Below are 26,544 nucleotides of genomic sequence, written 5' to 3' on the forward strand. Positions count from 1 at the left end.
CCCCCCGTAGACTGGACGCGTCCGTTTTCCACCCCCGTCGTCTCGTCGGCCGGGGGTGTTCGTGCTGTTCTCTCCGAGGAGTCCCGTGAGCCTCACCGGCCTGGTCGACGCCGTCCTTGCCGATCCCGTCCTCGGTCAGGCGATGACCGACGCCCGCGGTGGCGCGCTGCGCTCCCTGGACCTCACCGGGCCCCCGGGGCTGCGGCCGTTCGCGATCGCCGGCCTGGTCCGCGAGGGCCGCACGGTCCTCGCGGTCACCGCCACCTCCCGCGAGGCCGAGGACCTGGTCGAGGCGCTGGGCTGCCTGATCGACCCGGCCACCGTGGCCTACTACCCGAGCTGGGAGACGCTGCCGCACGAGCGGCTCAGCCCGCGCAGCGACACGGTCGGACGCCGGCTCGCCGTGCTGCGCCGGCTGTGCCACCCCGGCCAGGACGCCACCAACGGGCCGCTCCAGGTCGTCGTCGCCCCGGTCCGCTCGGTCCTGCAGCCGCAGGTCAAGGGCCTCGGCGAGCTGGCGCCGGTGGAGCTCGTGCCCGGTCAGTCCGCGTCGCTGGAGGACGTCGTCCGCCGGCTCGCGGACGCGGCGTACTCCCGCGTGGACCTGGTGGAGCGGCGCGGGGAGTTCGCGGTCCGCGGCGGCATCGTCGACGTCTTCCCGCCGACCGAGGAGCACCCGCTGCGGGTGGAGTTCTGGGGCGACGAGGTCGAGCAGATCCGGTCGTTCTCGGTCGCCGACCAGCGCACCCTCGAGCCCGCCGAGCGGCTGTGGGCGCCGCCGTGCCGGGAGCTGCTGCTCACCGACGAGGTCCGCGCCCGCGCGGCCGCCCTCGGCCGCGCCCACCCGCAGCTGCTCGAGATCACCGACAAGATCGCGGCCGGCATCGCCGCGGAGGGCATGGAGTCGCTGGCCCCGGTGCTCGTCGACGAGATGGAGCTGCTGGTCGACCTGATGCCGGCGCGCTCCCACGTGCTGGTGCTGGACCCCGAGCGCGCCCGCGGCCGGGCTCACGACCTGGTCGCGACCAGCGAGGAGTTCCTCGGGGCGAGCTGGGCGGCGGCGGCCAGCGGGGGCACCGCCCCCATCGACCTGGGTGCCGCGTCGTACCGCACGCTGGCCGACGTCCGCGAGCACGCACTGGCCCGCGACCTCCCGTGGTGGACGATCAGCCCGTTCGGCATCGACGACGACGGCGCGCCCGCCCCGGGGACCGCTGCCGACGCCGGCGTCCCGAGCCGGACCGTGCCGATGCATCCCGCGGAGGCGTACCGCGGCGACACCGCGAAGGCCACGGCCGACCTGGACCGCTGGCGCTCCGAGGGCTACCGGACAGTCGTCATGCACCCGGGCCACGGCCCGGCGCAGCGCACTGTCGAGGTGCTCACCGAGCGCGAGGTCCCGGCCCGGCTGGCGGGCTCCCTCGACAGCGCCGACGACCTCGCCCTGGGCCAGGTCACCGTCGTCTGCGGCGGTCTGGTGCACGGGTTCGTCGACGAGGGCTCCAAGCTCGCGCTGCTGACCGGCGAGGACATCTCCGGCCAGCGCTCCTCGACCCGGGACATGCGCAAGATGCCGGCCCGGCGCAAGAAGCAGATCGACCCGCTGGAGCTCAAGGCCGGCGACTACGTCGTCCACGAGCAGCACGGCGTGGGCCGGTTCGTGGAGATGAAGCAGCGCGAGGCCGGCGGCGCGGTGCGCGAGTACCTCGTCCTCGAGTACGGCGCCTCCAAGCGCGGCGCCCCCGCGGACCGGCTCTACGTCCCGGCCGACGCGCTGGACCAGGTGACCCGCTACGTCGGCGGCGAGCAGCCGAGCCTGGACCGGCTCGGCGGCGGGGACTGGGCCAAGCGCAAGAGCCGCGCCCGCAAGGCGGTGCGCGAGATCGCCGCCGAGCTGATCAAGCTCTACGCCGCCCGCCAGGCCACCAAGGGCTACGCCTTCGGCCCGGACACCCCCTGGCAGCGCGAGATGGAGGACGCCTTCCCGTTCACCGAGACCGCCGACCAGCTGACCACTGTCGACGAGGTCAAGTCCGACATGCGCCAGACCGTGCCGATGGACCGGCTGGTCTGCGGCGACGTGGGCTACGGCAAGACCGAGATCGCGGTGCGGGCGGCGTTCAAGGCCGTCCAGGACGGCAAGCAGGTCGCGGTGCTGGTGCCGACGACGCTGCTGGTCACCCAGCACCTGTCCACGTTCGCCGAGCGGATGAGCAACTTCCCGGTCGTGCTCAAGGCGCTGTCCCGCTTCCAGAGCGACAAGGAGGCCAAGGAGGTCGTGGCCGGGCTCGCCGAGGGGTCGGTCGACATCGTCGTCGGCACCCACCGGCTGCTGAACCCCGACATCCGGTTCAAGGACCTCGGCCTGATCATCGTCGACGAGGAGCAGCGCTTCGGGGTCGAGCACAAGGAGCTGATGAAGCGGATGCGGACCTCGGTCGACGTGCTGTCGATGTCCGCGACGCCGATCCCGCGGACCCTGGAGATGGCGATCACCGGCATCCGGGAGATGTCGACGATCACCACCCCGCCGGAGGAGCGGCACCCGGTGCTGACCTACGTCGGCGCCTACGAGGACCGGCAGGTCGTGGCCGCGATCCGCCGCGAGCTGCTCCGCGACGGCCAGGTCTTCTACATCCACAACCGGGTGAACTCGATCGAGAAGGCCGCCGCCCGGCTCAAGGAGCTGGTGCCGGAGGCCCGGATCGCCACCGCGCACGGCCAGATGGGGGAGAAGCAGCTCGAGCAGGTGATGCTGGACTTCTGGGAGAAGCGCTTCGACGTCCTGGTCTGCACCACGCTGGTCGAGTCCGGCCTCGACGTCTCCAACGCCAACACGATGATCATCGAGCGCGCCGACACCCTCGGCCTCTCCCAGCTGCACCAGCTGCGGGGCCGGGTGGGCCGCTCCCGCGAGCGGGCCTACGCCTACTTCCTCTACCCGGCCGAGAAGCCGCTGACCGAGACCGCGCACGAGCGGCTGGCGACGCTGGCCCAGCACTCCGACCTCGGTGGCGGCATGGCGATCGCGATGAAGGACCTGGAGATCCGCGGCGCCGGCAACCTGTTGGGCGGTGAGCAGTCCGGGCACATCGCCGACGTCGGCTTCGACCTCTACGTCCGGCTCGTCGGCGAGGCCGTCACCGAGTTCAAGGGCGACGCGGAGCCCGAGCTCAACGAGGTCCGCATCGAGCTGCCCGTCGACGCGCACCTGCCGCACGACTACATCCCCAGCGAGCGGCTGCGCCTGGAGATCTACAAGCGGCTCGCGGAGGTGCGCAGCGACGAGGACGTCGACGCGATCCACGAGGAGCTGCTGGACCGGTACGGCGAGCCGCCGCAGGTGGTCACCTCGCTGCTGCTGGTCGCGAGGTTCCGGGCCCGCGCCCGCCAGGCCGGGATCGGGGAGGTCACGATCGCGGGCAAGAACGTGCGGTTCGCCCCGGTGTCGCTGCCGGAGTCCCGAGTCGTCCGGCTGATGCGGGTCTACCCGAAGTCGATCGTGAAGTCCCAGATCGACACCGTGCTGGTGCCCCGGCCGCAGACTGCGGTGGTCGGAGGTCGCCCGATCGACGGCGTCGCCCTGCTTCAATGGGCCCGCACGGTGATCGACACCGTGCTCGACCCGGAGCACGCCGCCGCGAAGACCCCCGCCTAGGAGCCCCCGTGACCCAGCGTCCGACCCGACGCCCGCTGACCTCCCTGCTCGCCTGCGCCGTCGGCGTGGCCGCCCTCGCCGGCTGCGGGGCGGCGGGGGTCGAGCTGCACCCGGGAGCGGCCGCGGTCGTCGGGGACCGGACCGTCAGCCTCGCCGACGTTGACGAGCGCACCGACGAGCTGTGCGCGGTGCTCGTCACCGCCCCGCAGGTGGCCCAGCAGCCGGCCGACTACCCGCTGGGCGTGCTGCGCACCGCCGTCCAGCGCGGGCTGGCCCTGGACCTGATGGCCGACCAGCTCGCCGAGGAGTACGACGTCGACGTCTCCGTCGAGCTCGAGGCCGGCACGGAGTCGGTGCGCGCGGCGTACCCGAACGCCGAGCCGGACCAGCTCGAGGCCGCGCTGCCGGCCTTCGTCGGCGACGGGCACCTCGACCTGGTCCTGGTGGCGATCGGCGAGCAGGACCTCGGCGCCGGCACCGACCAGGAGGCGGCCCGGGCCCGGGGCTACGAGCTCGGTCGTGCCTGGGCCGAGGAGAACGGCCTGGAGTCCAGCCCGGCGTTCGAGCAGCTCACGCTCGGCGAGGACGCCGTCGAGGCGGCGCGCGACGAGCTCTCGGTGCCGGCCAGCGACTGGGCGCGCCGCGCCGCGGCACCCGAGAACGCGGGGGAGGCCGCGGCAGCGACGGCCGACCTCCCGGCGGACCAGCGCTGCCAGTCCTGAGAGCCCGCCGATGACTCAGCCTGACGGGCCTGAGCTGCCTGAGCTGCGCACGGTGATGCGCCGGCTGCGGGCGGAGTGTCCCTGGAAGGCCGCCCAGACCCACCGCTCGCTGGCCCGCTACCTGCTCGAGGAGACCCACGAGACCCTCGAGGCGATCGACGAGCTCGCCGAGACCGGCGACGCCGACCACCTGCGCGAGGAGCTCGGCGACCTGCTGCTCCAGGTGTACTTCCACGCCGCCATCGCCGAGGAGGCCGGCGCGTTCGACCTCGACGACGTGGCCCGCGGGATCACCGAGAAGCTGGTCCGCCGCAACCCGCACGTCTTCGCGGCGCCGGGGGAGGAGGCCCCGGCCGCCGGGGACGCGGCCGCCGTCAACGACGCCTGGCAGGAGATCAAGGCCCGGGAGCGGCCCCGCGCCACCCTCGACGAGGGGATCCCGCCCACGCTGCCGGCGCTGCTGTACGCCGACAAGATGCTCGACCGTCTCGAGCGGGCCGGCGCACCCGTCACCCCGGACCCGGACGGCGACATCGGCGAGCGGCTGCTCGCCCTCGTCGCCGAGGCGCACGCCGCCGGGGTCGACGCCGAGCAGGCGCTGCGGGACACGGTCCGCCGGCTGACTTCCTGACCCCGGTTGCATGGCCCGGCGGTGCCGGCCGGCGCCGCGGGTCCATCCGCGCGGGTGCTCCCCGGATGCGGGCCCGCCGCGGTCTAGGCTGGCTCGCACGTCGATCGTCCGCCGTCCCGTTCAGGAGCAGGTCCCTTGGCATCCATCGAAGCCGTCCACGCCCGCGAGATCCTCGACTCCCGGGGCAACCCGACAGTCGAGGTCGAGGTCCACCTCGACGACGGCTGCTTCGGCCGCGCGCTCGTGCCCAGCGGCGCCTCCACCGGCGCCTTCGAGGCCGTCGAGCTCCGCGACGGCGGCGACCGCTACGCCGGCAAGGGCGTGCTGAAGGCCGTCGCCGGCGTCGTCGACCGGATCGGCCCCGCGGTCGAGGGCCTCGACGCCGACGACCAGCGCCTGCTGGACCAGACGATGCTGGAGCTCGACGGCACCCCCAACAAGGCCGAGCTGGGCGCCAACGCGATCCTCGGCGTCTCGCTGGCTGTGGCCCGCGCCGCCGCGGACTCCGCCGAGCTGCCGCTGTTCCGCTACGTCGGCGGCCCGAACGCGCACCTGCTGCCGGTCCCGATGATGAACATCCTCAACGGCGGGTCGCACGCCGACTCCAACGTCGACATCCAGGAGTTCATGATCGCGCCGATCGGCGCCCCGACGTTCCGCGAGGCGCTGCGCCAGGGCGCGGAGGTCTACCACGCGCTGAAGTCGGTGCTGAAGAAGAAGGGCCTGGCCACCGGCCTGGGCGACGAAGGCGGCTTCGCGCCGAACCTGGAGTCCAACCGGGCCGCGCTGGACCTGATCGCCGAGGCCGTCTCCGCCACCGGGCTCACCCTGGGCCGCGACATCGCGCTGGCCCTCGACGTCGCCGCGAGCGAGTTCTTCGACCAGGGCGCCTACGCCTTCGAGGGCGGCTCGAAGTCGGCCGAGGAGATGACCGCCTACTACGCCGAGCTGGTCTCGGCCTACCCGATCGTCTCGATCGAGGACCCGCTGGACGAGGACGACTGGGACGGCTGGAAGGCGATCACCGACCAGCTCGGCAGCCGCACCCAGCTGGTCGGCGACGACCTGTTCGTCACCAACGTCGAGCGCCTCCAGCGCGGCATCAGCGGCGGCCAGGCCAACGCCCTGCTGGTGAAGGTCAACCAGATCGGGTCGCTGACCGAGACCCTCGACTCCGTCGAGCTGGCCCACCGCAACGGCTACCGCTGCATGATGAGCCACCGCTCCGGCGAGACCGAGGACACCACGATCGCCGACCTCGCCGTCGCGACGAACTGCGGCCAGATCAAGACCGGCGCCCCGGCCCGGTCCGAGCGGGTGGCGAAGTACAACCAGCTGCTGCGCATCGAGGACGTGCTCGGCGACGCCGCCCGCTACGCCGGCGCGGCCGCGTTCCCGCGCTACCAGGGCTGACCGGGCTCGGCTGACAGTGCCGGAGAACCGTCGTACGCCGCGTCGTGGCGCCGCCGCCCGGGGACCCGCGGGCCCGGGCCGCGGCGCCGGCGCGGCGCGCGGCGCCCGGCCGGTCCCGTCGCGGCCCGCGGCGGCCGAGCCCCGGGCCCGCCGGCCCCGGCTGACCGGGCGGGCGGGCGTCCTGGTCCTGGTCCTGGTGGTCCTCGCGGTCTCCTACGCCTCCTCGATGCGGGCGTTCCTGGAGCAGCGCGAGCACCTCGACGACCTGCAGTCGACGATCGCCGAGCGCCAGGCCAGCATCGAGGAGCTGGAGCGGGAGAAGCGGCGCTGGTCCGACCCGGCGTACGTCGAGCAGGAGGCGCGCGACCGGCTCGGCTACGTGATGCCGGGCGAGGTCCCCTACGTCGCCCTCGACGAGGACGGCAACCCGATCGAGAGCCAGGCCACGCTCAGCGACCCCACCGAGGTCGACCGCAAGGAGCCCGAGGCATGGTGGACCGACGCGTGGGGCTCGGTGCTCGCCGCGGGCGATCCGCCGCGCGACAACACAGTCCCCTCCACCACGATCGACGGGTCCACGGACCCGAAGGGCAACCCCCAGAAGGAGAACCAGGGCCAGTGACCTCTCCGGCCGACGAGGCGGCGATCGCCGCGCAGCTGGGCCGCGAGCCGCGGGGGATCCACGAGGTCGGGCACCGCTGCCCGTGCGGGAACCCCGACGTGGTGACGACCGAGCCCCGGCTCCCCAACGGCACGCCGTTCCCCACCACCTTCTACCTGACCTGCCCGCGGGCCGCCTCCCGGATCGGGACCCTGGAGGGCACCGGCGTGATGCGGCAGATGCAGGACCGGCTGGCCGAGGACCCGGACCTGGCCCGGGCCTACGCGCAGGCCCACGAGCGCTACCTGGCCTTCCGGGGCGAGGTCGGCCGGGAGGCCGGCCAGAGCGTGCCCGAGATCGAGGGCATCTCGGCCGGCGGGATGCCCGACCGGGTCAAGTGCCTGCACGTGCTCGCCGCCCAGTCGCTGGCCATGGGCCCGGGCGTGAACCCGCTCGGCGACGAGGTCCTGGAGCTGCTCGGCGAGTGGTGGCAGCCGGGCCCGTGCGTGGGTGCCGGCAGCGAGTGAGCGCCCCGATCGCCGCCATCGACTGCGGCACCAACACCATCAAGCTGCTCATCGGCACGCTGCCGGAGGTCGCCGTCCGCGAGGTGCGGATGGTCCGGCTCGGCCAGGGGGTCGACGCGACCGGCCGCCTCTCCGATGCCGCCCTGGACCGGGCCTTCGCCGCCCTCGACGAGTACGCCGCGATCCTGCGCGCGCACCACGTGCCGAGCGAGCGGGTGCGGTTCTGCGCGACCTCGGCCACCCGCGACGCGGCGAACGCCGACGTCTTCGCCGCGGGCGTGCGGGCCCGGCTCGGTGTCGAGCCCGAGGTCCTCTCCGGCGGCGAGGAGGCCGCGCTGTCCTTCGCCGGCGCCGTGCGCCACCTGCGCACGCCTCCGGAGCTGCCGGTCCTGGTCGTCGACATCGGCGGCGGCTCGACCGAGCTCATCCTGGGCAGCTCGGCCCCCGAGGCCGCCCACTCCATGGACATCGGCTCGGTGCGGCTGCACGAGCGGCACCTGCGCTCGGACCCGCCGACGATGGCGGAGGTCGACGCGTGCGTCGCCGACATCGACGCCCAGCTGGACGCCTGCCCGGTGTGCCCGGCCGCGGCCGCGACAGTGGTCGGCGTCGCGGGCACCACGATCACGATCGCCGCCGGGGTGCTCGGGCTGACGGCGTACGACCGCGACGCGATCGACCAGGCCCGGCTCCGGGTCGACGACGTGCACGCGATGGTCGACCGGCTGGTGTCGATGACCGTCAACGAGCGGCTGGCGCTGCCCTGGATGCACCCGGGCCGCGCCGACGTCATCGACGCCGGGGCGCTGATCCTCTCCCGGGTGCTGCGCCGGACCCGGGTCACCGAGCTGGTCGTCTCCGAGGCCGACATCCTCGACGGCATCGCCTGGTCGGTCGCCGGCCGCTGAACCGGCCCCGGCCAGCCGGCGGCTCCGGTTTGCCCCGCTGCGGACGGGGCACCGGGCAGCCATGAGCCATCCAGGAGGGACGCCGACCGACGAGCCGCTGGGCGCGGTCGTCCATCGGCTCACCGAGCAGGTCCCGCAGCTGATCCGCAGCGAGATCCGCCTCGCCCAGGCGGAGCTCACGGAGAAGGGCAAGCGCGCCGGCCTCGGGCTCGGCGCCTTCGGCGCCGCCGGCCTGGTCGCGCTCTACGGCATCGGCGCGCTGGTGACCGCTGCCGTTCTCGCGCTCGACCTGGTGCTGCCGGCCTGGGCCGCGGCCCTGATCGTCGCCGGGGTGCTCCTCCTCATCGCCGGGGTCGCCGCCCTGGTCGGCAAGAAGGAGGTCCAGCAGGCGACGCCCGCGGCTCCGGAGCGGGCCATCGCCGGTGTCAAGGAGGACGTCGCCACGATCAAGGGAGAGCACCCGTGAGCACCCAGAACGGCTCCTCCGACGCCCCGCCCGAGCCGGGCAGCCCTGAGGCGATCGAGGCGGACATCGAGCGCCAGCGCGAGCAGCTCGCCGAGACCGTCGACCAGCTCCAGGCCAAGCTCGACGTGAAGGCCCGCGCCCAGGGCAAGGTGGCCGAGCTCCGGGGCCGCGCCACCACTGCCGACGGCAAGCCGCGTCCGGACCTGCTCGGTGCGGCCGTGGTCGCCCTGCTCGCCCTCGGGGGCCTGGTCTACCTCCGCCGCCGCGACTCCTGAGCCGGCGGCACCCGAAGCCCTACCGAACCCACCCGATCCACCCGAAACCTCCACGAAGGAGTTCCTCAATGGTCAAGAAGCTGTCCCTGCTGGTCGCTGCCGGTGCCGGCTACGTGCTCGGCGCGCGCGCCGGACGCGAGCGCTACGAGCAGATCAAGACCCAGGCCCGCAAGGTCGCCGGCAACCCCAAGGTCCAGGACGCCGCCCACAAGGCCCAGGACGCCGTCGCCGCCCAGGCGACCGCCGCGGCCGGCGTGGCCAAGGACAAGGCGAGCGACGTCGCCTCGAGCGCCGCCGGCAAGGTGCGCGGCAACAGCAGCGACGACGCCGGCACCTCCACCCCCACCACCGGCGCCGGCGGCACCACGGGCGTCGGCGGCACCAACAGCGACGCGCCCGTCCAGGTCGCGCCCTGACCCTGCCCCATCCGGCCACCGGCGACCCGTTCCCGTCGCCGGTGCCCCCGGGCACCGGCTGGCCCGGTGACCCCGCCGACGCCGACACCCCGGTCGCGACCACCGCGGCCGGGGTGCGGCGTCTGTCCCGCCGGGTGCTGCTCGACGAGCTCGACGCCCGGGTGAGCGTGTGCCGGGCCTGCCCCCGGCTGGTCGCCTGGCGTGAGGATGTCGCCGCGACCAAGCGCGCCTCGTTCGCGGCCGAGCCCTACTGGGGCCGCCCGATCCCCGGCTGGGGCGCTCCCCGGCCGCGGGTCCTCATCGTCGGGCTGGCCCCGGCTGCCAACGGCGGCAACCGGACCGGCCGGATCTTCACCGGGGACCGCTCCGGGGACTGGCTGGTCGCCAGCCTGCACCGCGTCGGGCTGGCCACGCAGGCCACCTCGCTGCACGCCGCGGACGGCCTGGAGCTGGTGGACACCCGGATGGTGGCCGCCGTGCGCTGCGCGCCCCCGCAGAACAAGCCGACCCCGCAGGAGCGGGACACCTGCGCCCCCTGGCTGGACGCCGAGCTGGCGCTGGTCGAGCCCTGGCTGCGGGTGGCTGTCGCGCTGGGCAGGTTCGGCTGGGACGCGGCGCTGCGCGCCTTCGCGGCCCGGGGGTACGCCGTACCCCGGCCGCGCCCGCGGTTCGGCCACGGCGCCGAGGCGCTGCTGAGCGCCCCCGCGGGTCCCGGTGGTCCCGGTCGGGACGTGCTGCTCCTGGGCAGCTACCACCCCAGCCAGCAGAACACCTTCACCGGCACGCTCACCGAGGAGATGCTGGACGGGGTGCTCGGCCGCGCGGCGGCCGCTGCGAGAATGGCCGGGTGAGCACCCCGACCCTGCACGCCATCACCGTCCTGGGCCACGACCGCCCCGGCATCATCGCCGAGGCGACCGGACGGCTCTCCGGCCTCGGGCTGAACCTCGAGGACTCGACGATGACCCTGCTGCGGGGCCACTTCGCGATGATGCTGCTGTGCTCGGGCTCCGCCGCGGGCCCCGCGATCGAGGAGGCCCTGGCCCCGCTGGCCGCCGACGGCACGCTGACCGTCACCGTCCGCGAGGTCCCCGAGGAGACCGCCCCGACGACGACCGGCAGCTCCTGGGTGCTGACCGTCCACGGCGGCGACCGGCCGGGCATCGTCTCGGCCGTGATCGCGGAGGTCGCCCGGGTCGGGGGCAACATCACCGACCTGACGACCCGCCTGGCCGGTGACCTGTACCTGCTCCTCGCCGAGATCGACCTGCCCGCCGCCGCGGACGTCGACGCGCTCGAGTCCGCGATCCGGACGGCGGCCACCGCGCTCGGCGTCGGCGCGACCCTGCGGCCCGCGGAGGCCGACGAGCTGTGAGCGCTGGACCTGCCGGGCCCGACGCACGCGTCGCGGCCTGGACCGAGGCCGAGCTGGCTGTCGAGGGACGGGTCCTGGAGGTGGTCCGGGTGCCCGAGCCGGTGCTCTCGACGCCCGGCCCGCTCGTCGACCCGACCGCGCCCGAGACCGTGCAGCTCGCGGCCGACCTGGTCGCGACGATGCGGGTCAGCCCCGGGTGCGTCGGGCTGGCGGCCCCCCAGGTCGGGGTCTCGGCGCAGGTGTTCTGCGTCGACGTCTCCGCCCACCCCAAGACCCGCGACCACCACGGCACGTTCGTGCTGTGCAACGCCGAGGTGCTCGAGGCCAGCCGCAACGAGAAAGCGCGGGAGGGCTGCATGAGCGTGCCCGACTTCACCGGCGACGTGAAGCGGGCGACCCGGCTCGTGGTCCGGGGCGCGCTGCCGGGCACCGGGGAGCAGGTCGAGATCACCGCCAACGCCTTCGAGGCCCGCTGCCTGCAGCACGAGATCGACCACTGCAACGGGTTCGTGTTCCTGGACCGGGTCGCCGGCGCGCACGCGATCCACGCCCGCAAGACCTACCTCTGAGGCTTCCGCGCAGACCTCCCCAGCCCTTGTAGCCTCGGGCGCTCGAGGTTGCGGCCCCCGTATCCCAACCGGCAGAGGAAGCCGCCTTAAAAGCGGCACAGTCTGGGTTCGAATCCCAGCGGGGGCACCGGACGGGTCCGATCTTGCGGGAACCTTGAGATCGGCGGCTCAGGTCCCGGCGGCCCGGGCCGATGGGCGAGCAGACACCAACCGGATGCGACGCCGGCTCTCGGGAACGTCGCCCGTCGCCGGTCCCGACCGGGGACCCGGTGGGTCCGACATCGGGAGAAGATCCGTGCCGAAGATCCGCTGGACCGTGGGGCGACGCCTCGCCGGCATCACCACCATCGGGATCCTGACGACCGCCGTCGTGGCCATGGTGGCCTGGCAGGGGGCCGGCACCGTCGAGGACGGCGCGGCCCAGGCCGGGCGGCACGCCGCCGCCCGCGGCCTCTACCAGTCCCTGGACACCCGGGCCAGCGAGCTCAAGGCCACCGCGCTGCTGGCGGCCGCCTCCGCCGCGACCCCCGAGCTGGAGGCGGCGCTCGCCGAGGACGCCGGTCGGGTCCAGGACCTGGTGGCCGAGCTGCGCGGGCTCGGCCTCGGCGAGCGGGACCTCGCGGAGGTCGCGCGGGTCGAGGCCGCCTTCGACGAGTACGTCGCCGGCCTGGACGCCGTCGTGGGTGACGCCGGGAACAGGCGCGGCGGGCGCTCCGAGGGCGCCGCCGTGGCCGAGGTGCTGGAGCGCAACCGGGCCGTGCACGAGGTTCTCGGCGTCGCGGGCGAGGACATGGCGGTGGCCACCGACGTCGACAGCCAGGAGGTCCTGGACGCGAGCGCGGGCATGCGGACCCTGGTGCTCGTGACCGGCCTGGTCGGGTCGGTGCTCCTGGCCGCGCTGTCCTTCGCGATCACCCGCAGCCTGGTGCGCCCGCTCAAGGCCGCCATCGCCGCGCTGCAGCAGTTCGCCGGCGGCGACCTGACGCACCGGCTGCCCGAGCGCTCGACCGGCTGCGTCGGCGACCTCGAGGTCGCGTTCAACAAGTCGATCGACTCGGTGGCGCGGATCGTGGCGTCGGTGGGGGAGTCGGCGGAGGCGGTGGCGGGTGCTGCTGAGGAGTTGTCGGTGGGGACGCAGCAGATTGCTGCGGGTGCGGAGGAGACGTCGGTGCAGGCGGGGGTGGTGGCGGGGGCTGCTGGTGAGGTCTCGCGGAATGTGTCGACGGTGGCGGCGGGTGCGGAGCAGATGGGTGCGTCTATTCGGGAGATTGCGCATTCGGCGAATGAGGCGGCGCGGGTGGCGTCGTTGGCGGTGGCGTCGGTGGAGTCGACGAATGTGACGGTGTCGCGGTTGGGGGAGTCGTCGGTGGAGATCGGGAATGTGGTGAAGGTGATCACCTCGATTGCGGAGCAGACGAATTTGTTGGCGTTGAACGCGACGATCGAGGCGGCGCGGGCTGGTGAGGCTGGGAAGGGGTTCGCGGTGGTGGCGAACGAGGTGAAGGAGCTGGCGCAGGAGACGGCGCGGGCGACGGGGGATATTGCGCGGCGGGTGGAGGCTATTCAGTCGGATTCGGGTGGTGCGGTGGCGGCGATCGGGGAGATTGCGGGGATCATCGCCTCGATCAATGACTATCAGTTGACGATTGCGTCGGCGGTGGAGGAGCAGACGGCGACGACGAACGAGATGTCGCGCAATGTGGCGGAGGCGGCGACGGGGGGTCATGAGATTGCGGCGAACATTGCGGGTGTCTCGCAGGCGGCGGTGTCGACGACCGAGGCGATGAGCCAGTCCCAGGCCGCGGTCGCCGAGCTCGCCGGCATGGCCGGGAAGCTGCGGGCCGAGGTGAGCCGGTTCACGACGTCGGCGTGAGTCGGCCGGTCGGCTCCAGTTGACCTCAGGTCGACCTGAAGTGGCACGGTGGCCTGCATGAGCCACTGGAGCGCCGAGTTCTGGGACGAGCGGTACGCCGCCGCCCACCACATCTGGTCCGGGAACCCCAACCCCCGGCTGGTCGAGCACGCCACCGGGCTGGCACCGGGAACGGCGCTCGACGTCGGCTGCGGCGAGGGCGCCGACGCCGTCTGGCTGGCCCGCGCGGGGTGGCAGGTGACCGGCATCGACATCTCCCGCGTGGCGCTGGACAAGGCCGCCCGGCACGCCGAGGAGGCCGGGGTCGCCGAGCGGTGCACCTTCGCCCGGGTGGACCTGCTCGCCGACCCGGAGCTCCCGCGCGTGGACCTGGTCAGCGCCCAGTTCCTGCACGTCCCCGACGAGCACTTCACAGCTGTGTACGGCGCGCTGGCGGACGCCGTCCTGCCCGGCGGCGCGCTGCTGGTCGGTGCCCACCACCCGGCCGACGCCGCCACCGGGCTCCGGAACCCCGAGCTGTCGCACCTGCTCTTCGGACCGGAGAAGGTCACCGCGCTGCTCGACCCCGCGGACTGGGACGTGCGGGTCGCCGGCCGGTTCCCGCGCGAGGTCGTCAAGGACGGGGAGACCATCTCGGTCAGCGACACGGTGGTGCTGGCCGTCCGTCGCTGAGACCGGCGCCCAGGTCCGGGATTCGAGACCGGGAACGCTGGGGATGCTCCGGGCGTTGAAGGCGGTGAGGTCACTAGGCTGGCCTCATCGCTGACCTCAGCTGTGGCCGTCAGGGCGACGGCCATCCTCGGCCTCCAAGGAGAGACCATGCAGAGCAACAACCCGGTGTTCCGCCGGTCGGAGGAGTTCAACCGCCCCGGCGCGAACGCCTACGGCACCCAGACCTACGCCGACCCGTCCACCTGGGGCACCGGTGCCGCCGGCCAGGAGCAGGAGTTCGGCCGCACCCCGGTCGCCACCGGCGGGCCGATGACCATCGACTCCGTCGTCCAGAAGACCGGCATCTCGCTGGGTGTCGTGATCGTCTTCGCGGCGCTCACCTGGATGCTCACCCCGAACCTCGACGACGCCAACGTCGACATCGGCCCGCTCATCGGGGCCGTCACGATCGGCAGCCTCGGCGCGTTCGTGCTGTCGATGGTCAACTCGTTCAAGCGCAACATCAGCCCCGCGCTGGTGCTGGCGTTCTGCGCGCTCGAGGGTGTCGCACTCGGTGGCCTGAGCAAGCTCTTCGACGCCCAGTTCGGCGACGGCATCGTCACCCAGGCCGTCATCGGCACGTTCGCGGCCTTCGCCGGCACGCTCGCGGCGTACAAGGTCCTCAACATCAAGGTCGGGAACAAGTTCCGCACCTTCGTCACCGCCGCGGTCTTCGGCATGGTCGCCCTCAGCGTGCTCGAGCTCGTGCTCGGCATGTTCGGCAGCGAGTTCGGCCTGTTCGGCTTCGGCGCCATGGGCCTGCTGTTCGCGGTCGCCGGCCTGGTGCTCGGTGTGTTCATGCTGATCATGGACTTCGACTTCGTCGAGCAGGGCGTGGCCAACCGGATCCCCGAGCGCGAGTCGTGGCGCGCGGCGTTCGCGATGACCGTGAGCCTGGTCTGGATCTACACCAACCTGCTGCGCATCCTGGCGATCTTCAACCAGGACTGACCGCACGTCACGAGGGCCCCGGGAGCACTGCTCCCGGGGCCCTCGGCGCGTCCGGCCCGCCCTACCCGCCGCCCTCGAGCCAGGCGAGCACGGCCAGCACCCGGCGGTTGTCGTCGGTGTCCTGCGGCAGGTCGAGCTTGGTGAAGATCGCGCTGCTGTGCTTGCCGACCGCCTTCTCGGAGACCTGCAGGCGCCCGGCGATCGCTGCGTTCGAGCGGCCCTCGGCCATCAGCGTCAGGACCTCCCGCTCGCGCGGCGTCAGTCGGGTGACCGGGTGCTCGCGGCCGGCGCCGCCGACGAGGCCGGCCACGACCTCGGGGTCCAGCACCGTCCCCCCCGCGGCCACCCGGCGCAGCGCGGCGACGAACCCGTCCACCTCCGCGACCCGGTCCTTGAGCAGGTAGCCCACGCCGCCCGCCCCGTCGGCGAGCAGGTCGCGGGCGTAGAGCGGCTCGACGTACTGACTGAGCACCAGGACCGGGAAGGACGGCCGGGCCCGGCGGGCGGCGATCGCCGCGAGCAGGCCCTCGTTCGTGTACGACGGGGGCATCCGGACGTCGACCAGGCCGAGGTCGGCGTCCGGGCGGGCCAGGGCCCGCTCCAGGGACGCGGCGTCCTCGGCGGCCTCGAGCACCGCGCAGCCGCTGGCCTCGAGGATCCGGGTCAGGCCGACCCGCAGCAGCGCCTGGTCCTCCCCGAGGACGACCCGCAGGAGGGTCAGGTCGGCTCCGCCCGGCACGGCACCTCCAGCGTCACGACGGTGGGCCCGCCGGGCGGGCTGTCGACGACCAGCGTGCCGTCGAACGCGCCCAGCCGTCGAGCGATCCCGCGCAGCCCGGAGCCCTCCGGGTCCGCCCCGCCGCGGCCGTCGTCGCCGACCACCAGGCGCAGCACGCCGTCGTGCTGGCGGGCGGTGACCCAGGCCCGGCCCGCCGCGGCGTGCTTGGCGACGTTGGCGAGGCACTCGGCGAGCGCGAAGTACGCCGCGGACTCTACGGGGGCGGGCAGCTCCTCGGGGACGTCGAGCCGCAGCGTGACCGGGACGGGCAGGGCGAGCGCCAGCGCCTCGACCGCGCCCGCGAGGCCCCGGTCGGCGAGGACCGGCGGGTGGATGCCGCGGACGACCGAGCGCAGGTCCTCCAGCGCCGAGACCGTGGTCTCGCGCACCTCGCGCAGCAGCGCGGCCGCCGCCTCGGGGTCGGTGGCGAGCAGCTTCTCGGCGAGCCCGACGTTCATGCCGACCGCCGCGATCCGGGCCTGGGCGCCGTCGTGCAGGTCCCGCTCGATGCGCCGGACCTCGGCGGCGGAGTGGTCCAGGGACTCCGTCCGGCTCTCCTCGACCTGCTCGACCCGGCGCTCGAGCGCCGCGACCCGGGTGTGCCCGAGGATGCCCCGGTCGGCCACGGCGCGCGCCCGGAGCAGTGCGGGGGTGACCAGCCACCACACGAGCGGGCAGACCAGCGCGCCCGCGAGCAGCAGAGCCCAGGTCAGGCCCGGGTCGAGCAGGAGCCCGCCGAGGTGCACGAGCGGGGCCAGCAGCAGCAGCGGCGGCAGGCCGGACAGGACGGCGCCACCGGTCGCCGACCAGGCCAGGAACGCGACGTCGCGCCACCGGTGCGGGTCGCGCAGCCAGACCAGCGGTCGGCCGAGGAAGCCGCGGCCGGTGGTGTCGGCGTACGCCGACGGCACCTCGACCCCGAGCAGGCCGCCGGCCAGCCGGCGGTGCCCGCCGGTGAGCAGCTCGGTGGCCGGGACGGCGACGGCGGCCAGCACGAACCCGACAGCCATCCCGCCGGTCGGGACGGCCACGACGGTGAGCACGAAGAGCACCACCGCCGGCACGAACAGGAGGAACTGACCCGCCGACACCAGCGTCAGCCGCAGCCGCTCGACCAGCCCCGCCGTGTCCACCGGGGAGGGCCGCACGGAGCGAACGGGTGCGAGCAGCGTCGGCATCGTCACCGAGTCTGTCATCGCAGCGCCCCCGCGCGCACCGTCCCGACGGGGTCCGCGCGACGTACGGCGGAGCGGGCGGAGGCGAGCGTGAGCAGCACCGTGCCCACGGCCACCAGCGGCGGCAGCCACAGCTGGCCGTCGGGCACCAGGCCCTCGTCGCGGGCCACGGCGAACGGCACGATCGTCGCCAGCGAGGCCAGGGATCCGAGCACCACCCCGGTGACCGCGACGACCGCGGACTCGGCGAGCACCGAGGATCGGACCTGCCGCCGGGTCGCCCCGAGGAGCCAGAGCCGGTGCAGCTCGCCACGACGGTGCGCGACGGCGGCCGCGAACGAGGTGACCACGAGGATGGCGGCGAAGACCACGATCATGCCCATCACCACGTTGTTGAGCAGGTTGATCGCGTCGGCGTCGTCGGGCGGGGTCCCGGCCGCACGGATGGTGCGGTCGTCGATGCCGACCAGCATCAGGATGCCGGTCGCGGCGCCGCTGAGCACGACCACCGGGCCGAGGACGCCGGCGAGCTGGTGGGCGCGACGGGTGGTCTGGAACGCCGCGAGCTGGCCCGCGACGCCGCAGCGCCGCAGCACCGGGCGCCCCAGGAGCGCGATCCGGCGCAGCAGGACCGGGGCCAGCAGGGCGAGGCCGACCGAGACCAGGATCGCGTTCGAGCCGGAGGTCTGCATCGCGGCGTACGGGTCCTCGGCGTCGGCGGTGACAGTCATCGTCACCACTGCCATCGCGAGGCCGTAGCCGATCAGGACGACCGCGAGCAGCACCTGCCACCGGCGGATCCGGCCGCCGTCGGTCGCGGCCTCGGTGAGCACGCCGCGGGCCGGTCCGCGGGTGGCCCGGCGGCCGGCCACGGTGGCGGCGCCGAGGCCGGTGGCCAGCACCACGGCGGCCGTCACGGCCAGCGAGGCAGGACCGCCGGCGAAGGCGACGTCGTCGGCGACCAGGCCGCCCTCGCGCAGCAGCGCGAGCAGCACCCGGCCGCCCCCGGCCGCCAGCAGGGCACCGCCCAGCGAGGCGAGCGTGGCGACCGCGAGGGTCTCCAGGCGCACCAGTCGTCGGGCCTGGCGGGGCGTGGCCCCGACGATGCGCAGCGCGGCCAGCTCGAGCTCGCGCTGGCGCACGGTGATGCCGAGGGTCGAGGCGGCCGCGAAGAGCACGATGAGCGTCCCCCACCCGCCGACGACGAGGCCCATGATCCGCAGGGTCTCGGCGTCGGCGGCCGAGACGGGCCCGCCGGCGGTCTCGGCGAGGGTGGCGAAGGAGCCCATCAGCGCCGTGCCGAGCAGCAGGGTCACGAAGGTCGCGGCGAACGACGTGCCGCGGTGCCGGACCGACCGGGCGGCGAGGCCGATCATGACCTGGCCCCCGCTCGCGCGGACCGGGTGCCGGCGAGGAGGTCGTCGAGGTTCGCCAGCCGGCCGGCCACGGCGGCGGCGGTCGGGGAGTCCAGGTGCCCGGCGGCCCGGCCGTCGACCAGGAAGACCGCGCGGTCGGCGTACGCCGCGGCGACCGGGTCGTGGGTCACCATCACCACCGTCTGGCCCAGGTCCTCGACGCAGGAGCGCATCAGGGCCAGCACCCCCGCGGCGCTCGCCGAGTCCAGCGCCCCGGTGGGCTCGTCGGCGAGCACCACCGCCGGGTCGGTGACCAGCGCGCGGGCGATGGCCACCCGCTGCTGCTGGCCGCCCGAGAGCTGGGCCGGCAGGTGCTCGGCCCGCTCGCCCAGTCCCATCCGGTCGAGCAGCGAGCCCACCCGGCCCCGGGCGGGTCGCCGGCCGGCCAGCCGCACCGGCAGTGCGACGTTCTGCGCGGCGGTGAGGTAGGGCATCAGGTGGAAGGACTGGAAGACGAAGCCGATCCGGTCGCGCCGCAGCCGGGTGCGGCGGGCCTCGGTCCACGCGGTCACGTCGACGCCCTCGACCTCCACGCTCCCGGCGTCCGGGCGCTCCAGCCCGGCGGCGCAGCTGAGGAAGGTGGTCTTGCCCGACCCCGAAGGGCCCATCAGGGCGGTGAACGAGCCGGGCGCGAAGGCCAGGTCCACGCCGGCCAGGGCGTGGACGGCCGCGGCGCCCTCGCCGTACGTGCGGGTCAGGCCCCGGACCGCGAGGGCTGGGCGGGTCGAGAGTTCCATGGCTGCTCCAGGTGAGATCGTCGGTGATCTCGACGCTAGGAGCGTGCGGCGCGACGCTCGATGGTGCGCACACCCGGATCCGGGGTGGGTATATCCCCACCCCGGGCGCTCCCGGTCCGTGCCGGGGGCGGGTCAGCGGGGCGCGGGCTCGAGCTCGCCGGCGTCGGCCTCGGCCTGCTCCGGTCCCTCGGTGGTGGACTGCGCGCGCCGGCGGCGGTGCCGCAGCTCGACCCACCGGCCGCGGACGCCGAGGCGGTTGCCGCCGACCTCGGTGCCGTCCAGCTCCGTGCCGGGGTTGTTGACCGCCCTGATCGCGGCCTGGCTGATCGGCATGATCGCCTCTCCGCGCATCACCTCGAGCCGCTCCTCGTCGTCGGGGACGGCGCCGAGGGCGGCCAGCGCCGAGGGCAGCAGCACGCCGACGGCCGCGCGGTAGCCCTCGGCGGAGGGGTGGAACTGGTCGGGGCCGAAGAGCAGGGCGGGTGCCGCGGCGAACTCGGGGCCGAGGATCGAGCCGATCGAGACGGTCCGGCCGCCCTCCTCGATGACGCCGATGGTCTGGCCGGCCGCGAGCCGGCGCGACCAGGCGCGGGCCAGCTGCTTCAGCGGTGGCGCCATCGGCTTGATCGTGCCGAGGTCGGGGCAGGTGCCGACGACGACCTCGACGCCGGCGGTGCGCAGCCGGCGCACGGCCTCCTGCAGGTGCCGCACCGAGGCCGAGGGCAGCACCGTGTGGGTGACGTCGTTGCCGCCGACCAGGATCACCGCGACGTCCGGCTCGAGCGGCAGCGCCTTGTCCACCTGCCCGGCGAGGTCGGAGGACTTGGCGCCGACCACTGCCAGGTCGCGCAGGTACACGCGCCGGTCGGCGTGCTCGGCGACGCCGCTCGCGAGCAGCGCGCCCGGGGTCTCCTCGACCCGGTCGACGCCGTACCCGGCGGCGCTGGAGTCGCCGAGGACGACCAGCTTGGCCGCCGGTCCGGGGCGGCCGCGGCCGTACCAGCCGGAGGGGTCGGGGGGCGGGTCGTCGCGCAGCGGCCCGATCGCCTTGCGGGCGAGCTTCGCCTCGGCCGTCAGGACGCCGTACAGGGCGCCGCCCAGCATGGTGAGGCCCCCGCCGCCGTACGCCGCAGCCGAGGCCAGCTTGCGTGCCGCCGCTGCCTTCCCCACAGGCCGATTCTACGGTTGGTCACCCCCCGATTGGCTTCGGGGTTTGCCGCTGGTCTCGACAACCGTCCTAGATTGGCCCGGTGCAGTATGCGAACTCGCTCCTCGACCTGATCGGCGACACCCCCCTGCTCCGGCTCGGCCGCAGCCTCGACGGACTGGCCGGCCGGCCGGGTCCGCTGGTGCTGGCCAAGATCGAGTACCTCAACCCGGGCGGGTCGGTGAAGGACCGGATCGCCACCCGGATGATCGACGCCGCGGAGGCCTCCGGCGCGCTGCAGCCCGGAGGCACCATCGTCGAGCCGACCTCCGGCAACACCGGCGTCGGGCTGGCCATGGTGGCCCAGCAGCGGGGCTACCGCTGTGTCTTCGTGTGCCCCGACAAGGTCAGCGAGGACAAGCGCAACGTGCTCAAGGCCTACGGCGCCGAGGTGGTCGTCTGCCCGACCGCCGTCGAGCCCGAGCACCCGGACTCCTACTACAACGTCTCCGACCGGCTGGCCGCCCAGCCAGGCGCCTGGAAGCCCGACCAGTACTCCAACCCGCACAACCCGCGCTCGCACTACGAGACCACCGGGCCGGAGATCTGGAAGCAGACCGAGGGCCGGATCACGCACTTCGTCACCGGCATGGGCACCGGCGGCACGATCAGCGGCGTCGGGCGGTTCCTCAAGGAGCAGAACCCCGACATCCAGGTGATCGGCGCCGACCCGGAGGGCTCGGTCTACTCGGGCGGCTCCGGCCGCCCCTACCTCGTCGAGGGCGTCGGCGAGGACTTCTGGCCGGACACCTACGACCGGGGCGTGGCCGACCGGGTCATCGAGGTCTCCGACGCAGACTCCTTCGCCTTCACCCGCCGGCTGGCCCGCGAGGAGGCGCTGCTGGTGGGCGGCTCGTCGGGGATGGCCGCCTTCGCCGCGGCCAAGCTGGCCCGGGAGCTGGCCGAGGAGGGCCGCGAGGACGCGGTGATCGTCGTGCTGCTCCCGGACTCCGGGCGCGGCTACCTCACCAAGATCTTCAACGACGAGTGGCTGGCGCAGTACGGCTTCCCCACCGGCAGCGCCGCCCCCGGCCGGACGGTCGGGGAGGTGCTGCGCGGCAAGGACGGCCGGGTCCCCGACCTGGTGCACACCCACCCCGGGGAGACCATCGCCGAGGCGATCGCGATCCTGCAGGAGTACGGCGTCTCGCAGATGCCCGTGGTCCGCGCCGAGCCGCCGATCGTCGCGGCCGAGGTCGTCGGGTCGGTCTCGGACCGAGCGCTGCTCGACGCGCTCTTCACCGGCCACGCCCGCCTCACCGACCGGGTGGACATGCACATGTCGGAGCCGCTGCCCACGATCGGCTCGATCGAGGCCGCGAGCGACGCTGTGGGTGCGCTCGAGGGCGCCGACGCGCTGCTGGTGCACGAGGACGGCAAGCCGGTCGGCGTGGTCACCCGCCACGACCTGCTCGCCCACCTCGCCCTGGGCTGAGCCCGCCCGAAGCCGGCCCGGCTTGCGTGCCAGGCGAACGAGTCGGCCTCGCAGACGATTCGCAGCCGCTCGTCGACCAGGCCCGCGCGGGCGACCCCGCCGAGGTCGGCGAGCAGCTCGACGACGTCAGGCACGGACCCGAGCATGCCGGCCCGGCTCGTCGTCCGCGCCGCTCCTCCACAGCCGTCAGGCCGGGCGGCGCCCGAGCAGCGCCGCGAGCCGGTCCACCGCCGGTGCCGCATCGTCGACGGGCTGCGGCGGCGCGAACGGGGTGCGATCAGCCGGCAGCCGCGCCATCAGGAGCCGGCTCGCCTCCAGGGCGCGCTCGGCGACCTGCTCCGGTACGTCGAGCCGTCGCCCGGTGCCGCGGGCGACGTCCCAGCCGTGGGTGAGCGCCTCGATCGTGCGCAGGTCGAGGATGGCGGGAGCGGGCAGCGGGCCGATGCCGGTCGGGTACTCGCCCGGCCCGGACGCGGCCAGTGCCTCCCGCAGCGCGGCGCCGGTCGACTCGAGGACGTCGGGCAGCGTCGCCTCGGGCAGGTCGGCGACCTCGGCGGACAGCGCGGGGAGGTCGTAGGGCAGGCCGGCCAGCGACGTGGTGAACGCGCGCTCGCCGACGACGACGTGGCGGACGACCGCCGCCACGTCCCAGTCGGGGCACGGGGTGGGCCGCGACCAGTCGGCGGCGTCCAGGCTCCGGACGAGCGTCGTGACCGCTGAGTGGGCACTGGTGAGGTCTCCCGGCTCCATGGGCCCAGCATCGACCCGTCCGGACGCGGCCGCAACGGTCGGGAGCGGGTCCGGCGGCGCGCTCGCTACCCGACGTCCCCGTCGAGGTAGAACCAGCGCCCGGCGCGCCGCGCGAACCGGCTGTGCTCGCGCAGCTCGCCCGGCCCCGACGGCGTCTCGTAGCGCGCCACGAACTCCACCCAGTCCGGGCCGGTGGCCACGATGTCCAGGCCGGTCCAGCGCAGGTCCGGGTCCTGCGCCACCGAGTCGGGGCGGGTGCGGGGGTGCCAGGTCCGCCAGACGTAGTCGGTCTCGCCGACGGCGTACGCCGCGTAGCGCGAGCGCATCAGCTCCTCCGGGGTCGCGGCCTGGGCGGCGCCGCGGTGCAGCCGCCCGCAGCACGCGTCGTACGCCGTCCCGCTCCCGCAGGGACAGTCGGCACGCAGCGAGGTCACCGGGGAACCGTAGCCGCAGCCCGGCCCGGGTCGTGGAGTCCGGCAGTAGCGTGGAGATGTGACTGCCGCCTCGTTCCCCGCCAGCACTCCCACTCCCGCCTCCACCCCCGCACCCACGATCTCGACGGTCGGCGAGCTGCGGGCCGCCGGACACCAGCACCAGCCGCTGCGCACCGAGATGCGCGAGAACCTGCTCGCGAAGTTGCGCGCGGGTGAGGACCCCTGGCCGGGACTGCACGGCCTGGAGGACACCGTCATCCCGCAGATCGAGCGGGCCCTGATCGCCGGCCACGACATCGTGCTCCTCGGCGAGCGCGGCCAGGGCAAGACCCGGCTGCTGCGCACGATGGTCGGGCTGCTCGACGAGTGGACGCCGGTGATCTCCGGCTCCGAGCTCGGCGAGCACCCCTACGAGCCCGTCACCCACGCGTCGCGGGCCGCCGCCGCGATGTACGGCGACGACCTGCGGGTCTCCTGGAAGCACCGCGACGAGCGGTACGCCGAGAAGCTGGCCACCCCGGACACCTCGGTCGCGGACCTGATCGGCGACGTGGACCCGATGAAGGTCGCCGAGGGCCGCTCGCTCGGCGACCCCGAGACCATCCACTTCGGGCTGGTCCCGCGCAGCCACCGCGGCATCGTCGCGATCAACGAGCTCCCCGACCTCGCCGAGCGGATCCAGGTCGCGATGCTCAACGTGATGGAGGAGCGCGACGTCCAGATCCGCGGCTACGTGCTGCGGCTGCCGCTCGACGTCCTGGTCGTGGCCAGCGCCAACCCGGAGGACTACACCAACCGGGGCCGGATCATCACCCCGCTGAAGGACCGCTTCGGCGCCGAGATCCGCACCCACTACCCCCTGGAGCTGGACGCCGAGATGGCGGTGATCCGTCAGGAGGCGCACCTGGTCGCCGAGGTGCCCGAGCACCTGCTGGAGATCCTGGCCCGGTTCACCCGCAACCTGCGCGCCTCCAGCTCGGTCGACCAGCGCTCGGGGGTGAGCGCGCGGTTCGCGATCGCCGGCGCCGAGACGGTCGCCGCCGCCGCCCTGCACCGGGCCACCCGGCAGGGCGAGGACCAGGCGGTCGCGCGGGTCGTCGACCTGGAGACCGCCGTCGACGTGCTCGGCGGCAAGATCGAGTTCGAGTCCGGCGAGGAGGGCCGCGAGAGCGAGGTCCTCACGCACCTGCTGCGCACCGCTGTCGCCGAGACCGTCCGCCAGCGGCTGCGCGGCCTCGACCTGGCGCTGCTCGTCGACGCGATCGAGGCGGGCGCGATGGTGACCACCGGCGAGCAGGTGCCGGCGCGGGAGTTCCTGGCCGGGCTGCCGGTGCTGGGGGAGTCCGAGCTCTACACCGACATCGGCGACCGGCTCGACGCCACCAGCGACGGCGAGCTCGCCGGCGCGATCGAGCTGGCGCTCGAGGGTCTCTACCTGGCGCGCAAGATCGGCAAGGACACCGACGGGAGCGAGACCGTCTATGGCTAGGCGCGGCACCCGGTTCCGGCGCTACGACGGGGGCGACCCGCTGGCGCCGCCGGTCGACCTCGCCGAGGCGCTGGACGCCATCGGCGAGGACGTGATGGCCGGCTACAGCCCCGAGCGGGCGATGCGGGAGTTCCTGCGCCGCGGCGGGCGCGACCAGCGCGGCCTCGACGACCTAGCCCGCCAGGTGGCCCAGCGGCGCCAGGAGCTGCTGCAGCGGCACAACCTGGACGGCACCCTGCAGGAGATCCGCGAGCTGCTGGACCGGGCGGTGCTCGAGGAGCGCAAGCAGCTGGCCCGCGACGCGATGATGGACGACGGCGACCGGGCCCTGCGCGAGATGCAGCTGGAGAGCCTCCCGCCCAGCCCGGCGGCGGCGGTCAGCGAGCTCGCGGCGTACGACTGGCAGAGCCGGGAGGCCCGGGAGGACTACGAGAAGATCAAGGACCTGCTCGGCCGGGAGCTGCTCGACCAGCGCTTCGCCGGGATGAAGCAGGCGCTGGAGAACGCCGGCGAGGAGGACCGGGCAGCTGTCAACGAGATGCTCCAGGACCTCAACGAGCTGCTGGAGAAGCACCAGCAGGGCGTCGACACCCAGGACGACTTCGACCGGTTCATGGACGAGCACGGCGACTTCTTCCCCGAGCGCCCCGAGAACATCGACCAGCTGCTCGACGCGCTGGCCGCCCGCGCCGCCGCGGCGCAGCGGATGCTGAACTCGATGACGCCCGAGCAGCGCGAGGAGCTGATGCAGCTCTCGGCGCAGGCCTTCGGGTCGCCGGCGCTGATGGACTCCCTGGCCCGGCTCGACGCCAACCTCCAGTCGCTGCGGCCGGGGGAGGACTGGGGCGGCTCGGAGCAGATGAGCGGCGATGAGGGCGTCGGCCTCGGCGACGGCACCGGGGTCTTCCAGGACCTGGCCGAGCTGGACACGCTCTCCGAGCAGCTCACCCAGTCCTACGCCGGCTCGCAGCTCGACGACGTCGACCTCGAGGCGCTGGCACGCCAGCTCGGCGACCAGGCGGCCGTGGACGCCCGCACCCTCCAGCAGCTGGAGAAGGCGCTGCGCGAGCAGGGCACGATGCGCCGCGACTCCACCGGCCAGCTGCAGCTGACCCCCCGCGCGATGCGCCAGCTCGGCCAGTCGCTGCTGCGCGACGTGGCCCAGCGGCTCTCGGGACGGCGCGGCGAGCGCGACACCCAGCGCGCCGGCGCCGCCGGGGAGCTGTCCGGGTCCACCCGGGAGTGGGCCTACGGCGACACCGAGCCGTGGGACATCCCCCGCTCGGTGCTCAACGGCGTGCTGCGGCGGGCCAGCGACCCGGCCGGGCCGATGATGGAGATCGGCGACGTGGAGGTGCACGAGACCGAGGACCGCACCCAGGCCGCGGTGGCGCTGCTGGTGGACACCTCGTTCTCGATGGCGATGGACGGCCGGTGGGTGCCGATGAAGCGGACCGCGCTGGCGCTGCACACGCTGATCCGCTCCCGGTTCCGTGGCGACCACCTGCAGCTGATCGGCTTCGGGCGCTACGCCGAGGTGATGGAGATCGAGCAGCTCACCGCCCTGGACGCGATGTGGGACAAGGGCACCAACCTGCACCACGGGCTGCTGCTGGCGAACCGGCACTTCCGCAAGCACCCGAACGCCCAGCCGGTGCTGCTGATCGTCACCGACGGTGAGCCGACCTCCCACCTCGAGGCCGACGGCGAGGTCTTCTTCGCCTATCCGCCGCACCCCCTGACGGTCGCGTACGCCGTGCGCGAGCTCGACGTCTCCCGCCGCCTCGGCGCCCAGACCACGTTCTTCCGGCTCGGCGACGACCCGGGCCTGGCCCGGTTCGTGGACTCGATGGCCAAGCGGGCCGAGGGCCGGGTGGTCGCTCCCGAGCTCGACGACCTCGGCGCGGCAGTCGTCGGCTCCTACCTGGGCAGCCGCGGCCCCGGCGGCTCGGGTGGCTCGGACCCCGGTGGCTCCTACGGCGACTGGTTCGGCGGCCGGGGGTTCTGGGTCGGCTGACGGGCCGCGCA

General features: G+C 74.2%; 26 protein-coding genes and 1 tRNA gene. 20 read left to right on the forward strand and 7 right to left on the reverse strand.

The window, feature by feature from the left end:
- Positions 1–85 precede the first annotated feature (85 nt).
- The 17 genes from mfd to EBO35_RS03850 all read left to right on the forward strand — a co-directional run bounded on the left by mfd (position 86) and on the right by EBO35_RS03850 (position 15,096).
- The gene (gene mfd, locus EBO35_RS03770) at positions 86–3,658 is read left to right on the forward strand and encodes a transcription-repair coupling factor (RefSeq protein WP_122816544.1); all 3,573 of its coding nucleotides are present in this window, start codon (positions 86–88) and stop codon (positions 3,656–3,658) included.
- A gap of 8 nt (positions 3,659–3,666) precedes the next feature.
- Positions 3,667–4,380, forward strand: coding sequence for a hypothetical protein (locus EBO35_RS03775; protein ID WP_122816545.1), 714 nt, complete (start codon positions 3,667–3,669; stop codon positions 4,378–4,380).
- A 10-nt stretch (positions 4,381–4,390) separates the two neighbouring features.
- Complete coding sequence (locus tag EBO35_RS03780; RefSeq protein ID WP_122816546.1) at positions 4,391–5,011, forward strand: MazG family protein; 621 nt, start codon at positions 4,391–4,393, stop codon at positions 5,009–5,011.
- A gap of 135 nt (positions 5,012–5,146) precedes the next feature.
- Positions 5,147–6,424 carry a phosphopyruvate hydratase gene (gene eno, locus EBO35_RS03785; protein WP_122816547.1) on the forward strand — a complete coding sequence of 426 codons (1,278 nt, stop codon included), beginning with the start codon at positions 5,147–5,149 and terminating at the stop codon, positions 6,422–6,424.
- 16 nt (positions 6,425–6,440) lie between these two features.
- Positions 6,441–7,046, forward strand: coding sequence for an FtsB family cell division protein (locus tag EBO35_RS03790; protein ID WP_122816548.1), 606 nt, complete (start codon positions 6,441–6,443; stop codon positions 7,044–7,046).
- A complete protein-coding gene (locus tag EBO35_RS03795) occupies positions 7,043–7,552 on the forward strand; it encodes a DUF501 domain-containing protein (RefSeq protein ID WP_206422846.1) in 510 nt (169 codons plus the stop codon). The genes EBO35_RS03790 and EBO35_RS03795 overlap by 4 nt, the downstream gene beginning before the upstream one ends.
- Positions 7,549–8,460: a Ppx/GppA phosphatase family protein gene (locus tag EBO35_RS03800; RefSeq protein WP_122816550.1), complete on the forward strand. Its 912-nt coding sequence runs from the start codon at positions 7,549–7,551 to the stop codon at positions 8,458–8,460. The genes EBO35_RS03795 and EBO35_RS03800 overlap by 4 nt, the downstream gene beginning before the upstream one ends.
- 61 nt (positions 8,461–8,521) lie before the next feature.
- Positions 8,522–8,926, forward strand: coding sequence for a phage holin family protein (locus EBO35_RS03805; RefSeq protein ID WP_122816551.1), 405 nt, complete (start codon positions 8,522–8,524; stop codon positions 8,924–8,926).
- On the forward strand, positions 8,923–9,201 hold the full coding sequence (locus tag EBO35_RS03810) for a DUF3618 domain-containing protein (RefSeq protein ID WP_206422653.1): 279 nt from the start codon (positions 8,923–8,925) through the stop codon (positions 9,199–9,201). The genes EBO35_RS03805 and EBO35_RS03810 overlap by 4 nt, the downstream gene beginning before the upstream one ends.
- Before the next feature lie 68 nt (positions 9,202–9,269).
- A complete protein-coding gene (locus tag EBO35_RS03815; RefSeq protein ID WP_206422847.1) occupies positions 9,270–9,617 on the forward strand; it encodes a hypothetical protein in 348 nt (115 codons plus the stop codon).
- A complete protein-coding gene (locus tag EBO35_RS03820; protein WP_122819253.1) occupies positions 9,614–10,468 on the forward strand; it encodes a uracil-DNA glycosylase in 855 nt (284 codons plus the stop codon). The genes EBO35_RS03815 and EBO35_RS03820 overlap by 4 nt, the downstream gene beginning before the upstream one ends.
- On the forward strand, positions 10,465–10,992 hold the full coding sequence (locus EBO35_RS03825) for a glycine cleavage system protein R (protein ID WP_206422654.1): 528 nt from the start codon (positions 10,465–10,467) through the stop codon (positions 10,990–10,992). Before EBO35_RS03820 ends, EBO35_RS03825 begins: the two co-directional genes overlap by 4 nt.
- Positions 10,989–11,561 (forward strand): peptide deformylase, encoded by a 573-nt coding sequence (gene def / locus EBO35_RS03830; RefSeq protein ID WP_241153850.1) that lies wholly within the window; start codon positions 10,989–10,991, stop codon positions 11,559–11,561. The genes EBO35_RS03825 and def overlap by 4 nt, the downstream gene beginning before the upstream one ends.
- A 53-nt stretch (positions 11,562–11,614) precedes the next feature.
- Positions 11,615–11,688, forward strand: a tRNA-Leu gene (locus EBO35_RS03835).
- Between the two features lie 168 nt (positions 11,689–11,856).
- The gene (locus EBO35_RS03840; protein ID WP_241153851.1) at positions 11,857–13,434 is read left to right on the forward strand and encodes a methyl-accepting chemotaxis protein; all 1,578 of its coding nucleotides are present in this window, start codon (positions 11,857–11,859) and stop codon (positions 13,432–13,434) included.
- A 57-nt stretch (positions 13,435–13,491) separates the two neighbouring features.
- Positions 13,492–14,106, forward strand: coding sequence for an SAM-dependent methyltransferase (locus EBO35_RS03845; RefSeq protein WP_122816552.1), 615 nt, complete (start codon positions 13,492–13,494; stop codon positions 14,104–14,106).
- 147 nt (positions 14,107–14,253) lie between these two features.
- Positions 14,254–15,096, forward strand: coding sequence for a Bax inhibitor-1/YccA family protein (locus tag EBO35_RS03850; RefSeq protein ID WP_122816553.1), 843 nt, complete (start codon positions 14,254–14,256; stop codon positions 15,094–15,096).
- Positions 15,097–15,157: 61 nt separating this feature from the next.
- Here the strand turns inward: EBO35_RS03850 and EBO35_RS03855 are convergent, their stop codons facing one another.
- The 5 genes from EBO35_RS03855 to EBO35_RS03875 form a co-directional block, all read right to left on the reverse strand.
- A complete protein-coding gene (locus EBO35_RS03855; protein WP_122819261.1) occupies positions 15,158–15,808 on the reverse strand; it encodes a LuxR C-terminal-related transcriptional regulator in 651 nt (216 codons plus the stop codon).
- Positions 15,809–15,813: 5 nt separating this feature from the next.
- Positions 15,814–17,052 (reverse strand): sensor histidine kinase, encoded by a 1,239-nt coding sequence (locus tag EBO35_RS03860; protein ID WP_122819263.1) that lies wholly within the window; start codon positions 17,050–17,052, stop codon positions 15,814–15,816.
- A gap of 14 nt (positions 17,053–17,066) precedes the next feature.
- The gene (locus EBO35_RS03865; protein WP_122816554.1) at positions 17,067–18,425 is read right to left on the reverse strand and encodes an ABC transporter permease; all 1,359 of its coding nucleotides are present in this window, start codon (positions 18,423–18,425) and stop codon (positions 17,067–17,069) included.
- Complete coding sequence (locus EBO35_RS03870) at positions 18,422–19,201, reverse strand: ABC transporter ATP-binding protein (RefSeq protein ID WP_122816555.1); 780 nt, start codon at positions 19,199–19,201, stop codon at positions 18,422–18,424. The genes EBO35_RS03865 and EBO35_RS03870 overlap by 4 nt, the downstream gene beginning before the upstream one ends.
- 132 nt (positions 19,202–19,333) lie before the next feature.
- A complete protein-coding gene (locus EBO35_RS03875) occupies positions 19,334–20,371 on the reverse strand; it encodes an SGNH/GDSL hydrolase family protein (RefSeq protein ID WP_206422655.1) in 1,038 nt (345 codons plus the stop codon).
- Between the two features lie 80 nt (positions 20,372–20,451).
- Between EBO35_RS03875 and EBO35_RS03880 the strand changes: the two genes are divergently transcribed.
- Entirely contained in the window at positions 20,452–21,843 is a 1,392-nt protein-coding gene (locus tag EBO35_RS03880) for a cystathionine beta-synthase (RefSeq protein WP_122816556.1), read from the forward strand.
- A 186-nt stretch (positions 21,844–22,029) separates the two neighbouring features.
- On the opposite strand, the gene EBO35_RS03885 is transcribed toward EBO35_RS03880, so the two are convergent.
- Complete coding sequence (locus tag EBO35_RS03885) at positions 22,030–22,593, reverse strand: TIGR03086 family metal-binding protein (RefSeq protein WP_122816557.1); 564 nt, start codon at positions 22,591–22,593, stop codon at positions 22,030–22,032.
- 65 nt (positions 22,594–22,658) lie between these two features.
- Positions 22,659–23,027: a YchJ family protein gene (locus tag EBO35_RS03890; RefSeq protein WP_317983528.1), complete on the reverse strand. Its 369-nt coding sequence runs from the start codon at positions 23,025–23,027 to the stop codon at positions 22,659–22,661.
- 58 nt (positions 23,028–23,085) lie between these two features.
- Between EBO35_RS03890 and EBO35_RS03895 the strand changes: the two genes are divergently transcribed.
- Together EBO35_RS03895 and EBO35_RS03900 are read left to right on the forward strand one after the other, a co-directional pair.
- Positions 23,086–24,516 carry an AAA family ATPase gene (locus tag EBO35_RS03895; RefSeq protein WP_122816558.1) on the forward strand — a complete coding sequence of 477 codons (1,431 nt, stop codon included), beginning with the start codon at positions 23,086–23,088 and terminating at the stop codon, positions 24,514–24,516.
- Complete coding sequence (locus EBO35_RS03900; protein ID WP_122816559.1) at positions 24,509–26,533, forward strand: vWA domain-containing protein; 2,025 nt, start codon at positions 24,509–24,511, stop codon at positions 26,531–26,533. Before EBO35_RS03895 ends, EBO35_RS03900 begins: the two co-directional genes overlap by 8 nt.
- The last annotated feature ends 11 nt before the right edge of the window (positions 26,534–26,544 follow it).

It is taken from the genome of Nocardioides pantholopis (genome assembly GCF_003710085.1).
GTDB lineage: Bacteria > Actinomycetota > Actinomycetes > Propionibacteriales > Nocardioidaceae > Nocardioides > Nocardioides pantholopis.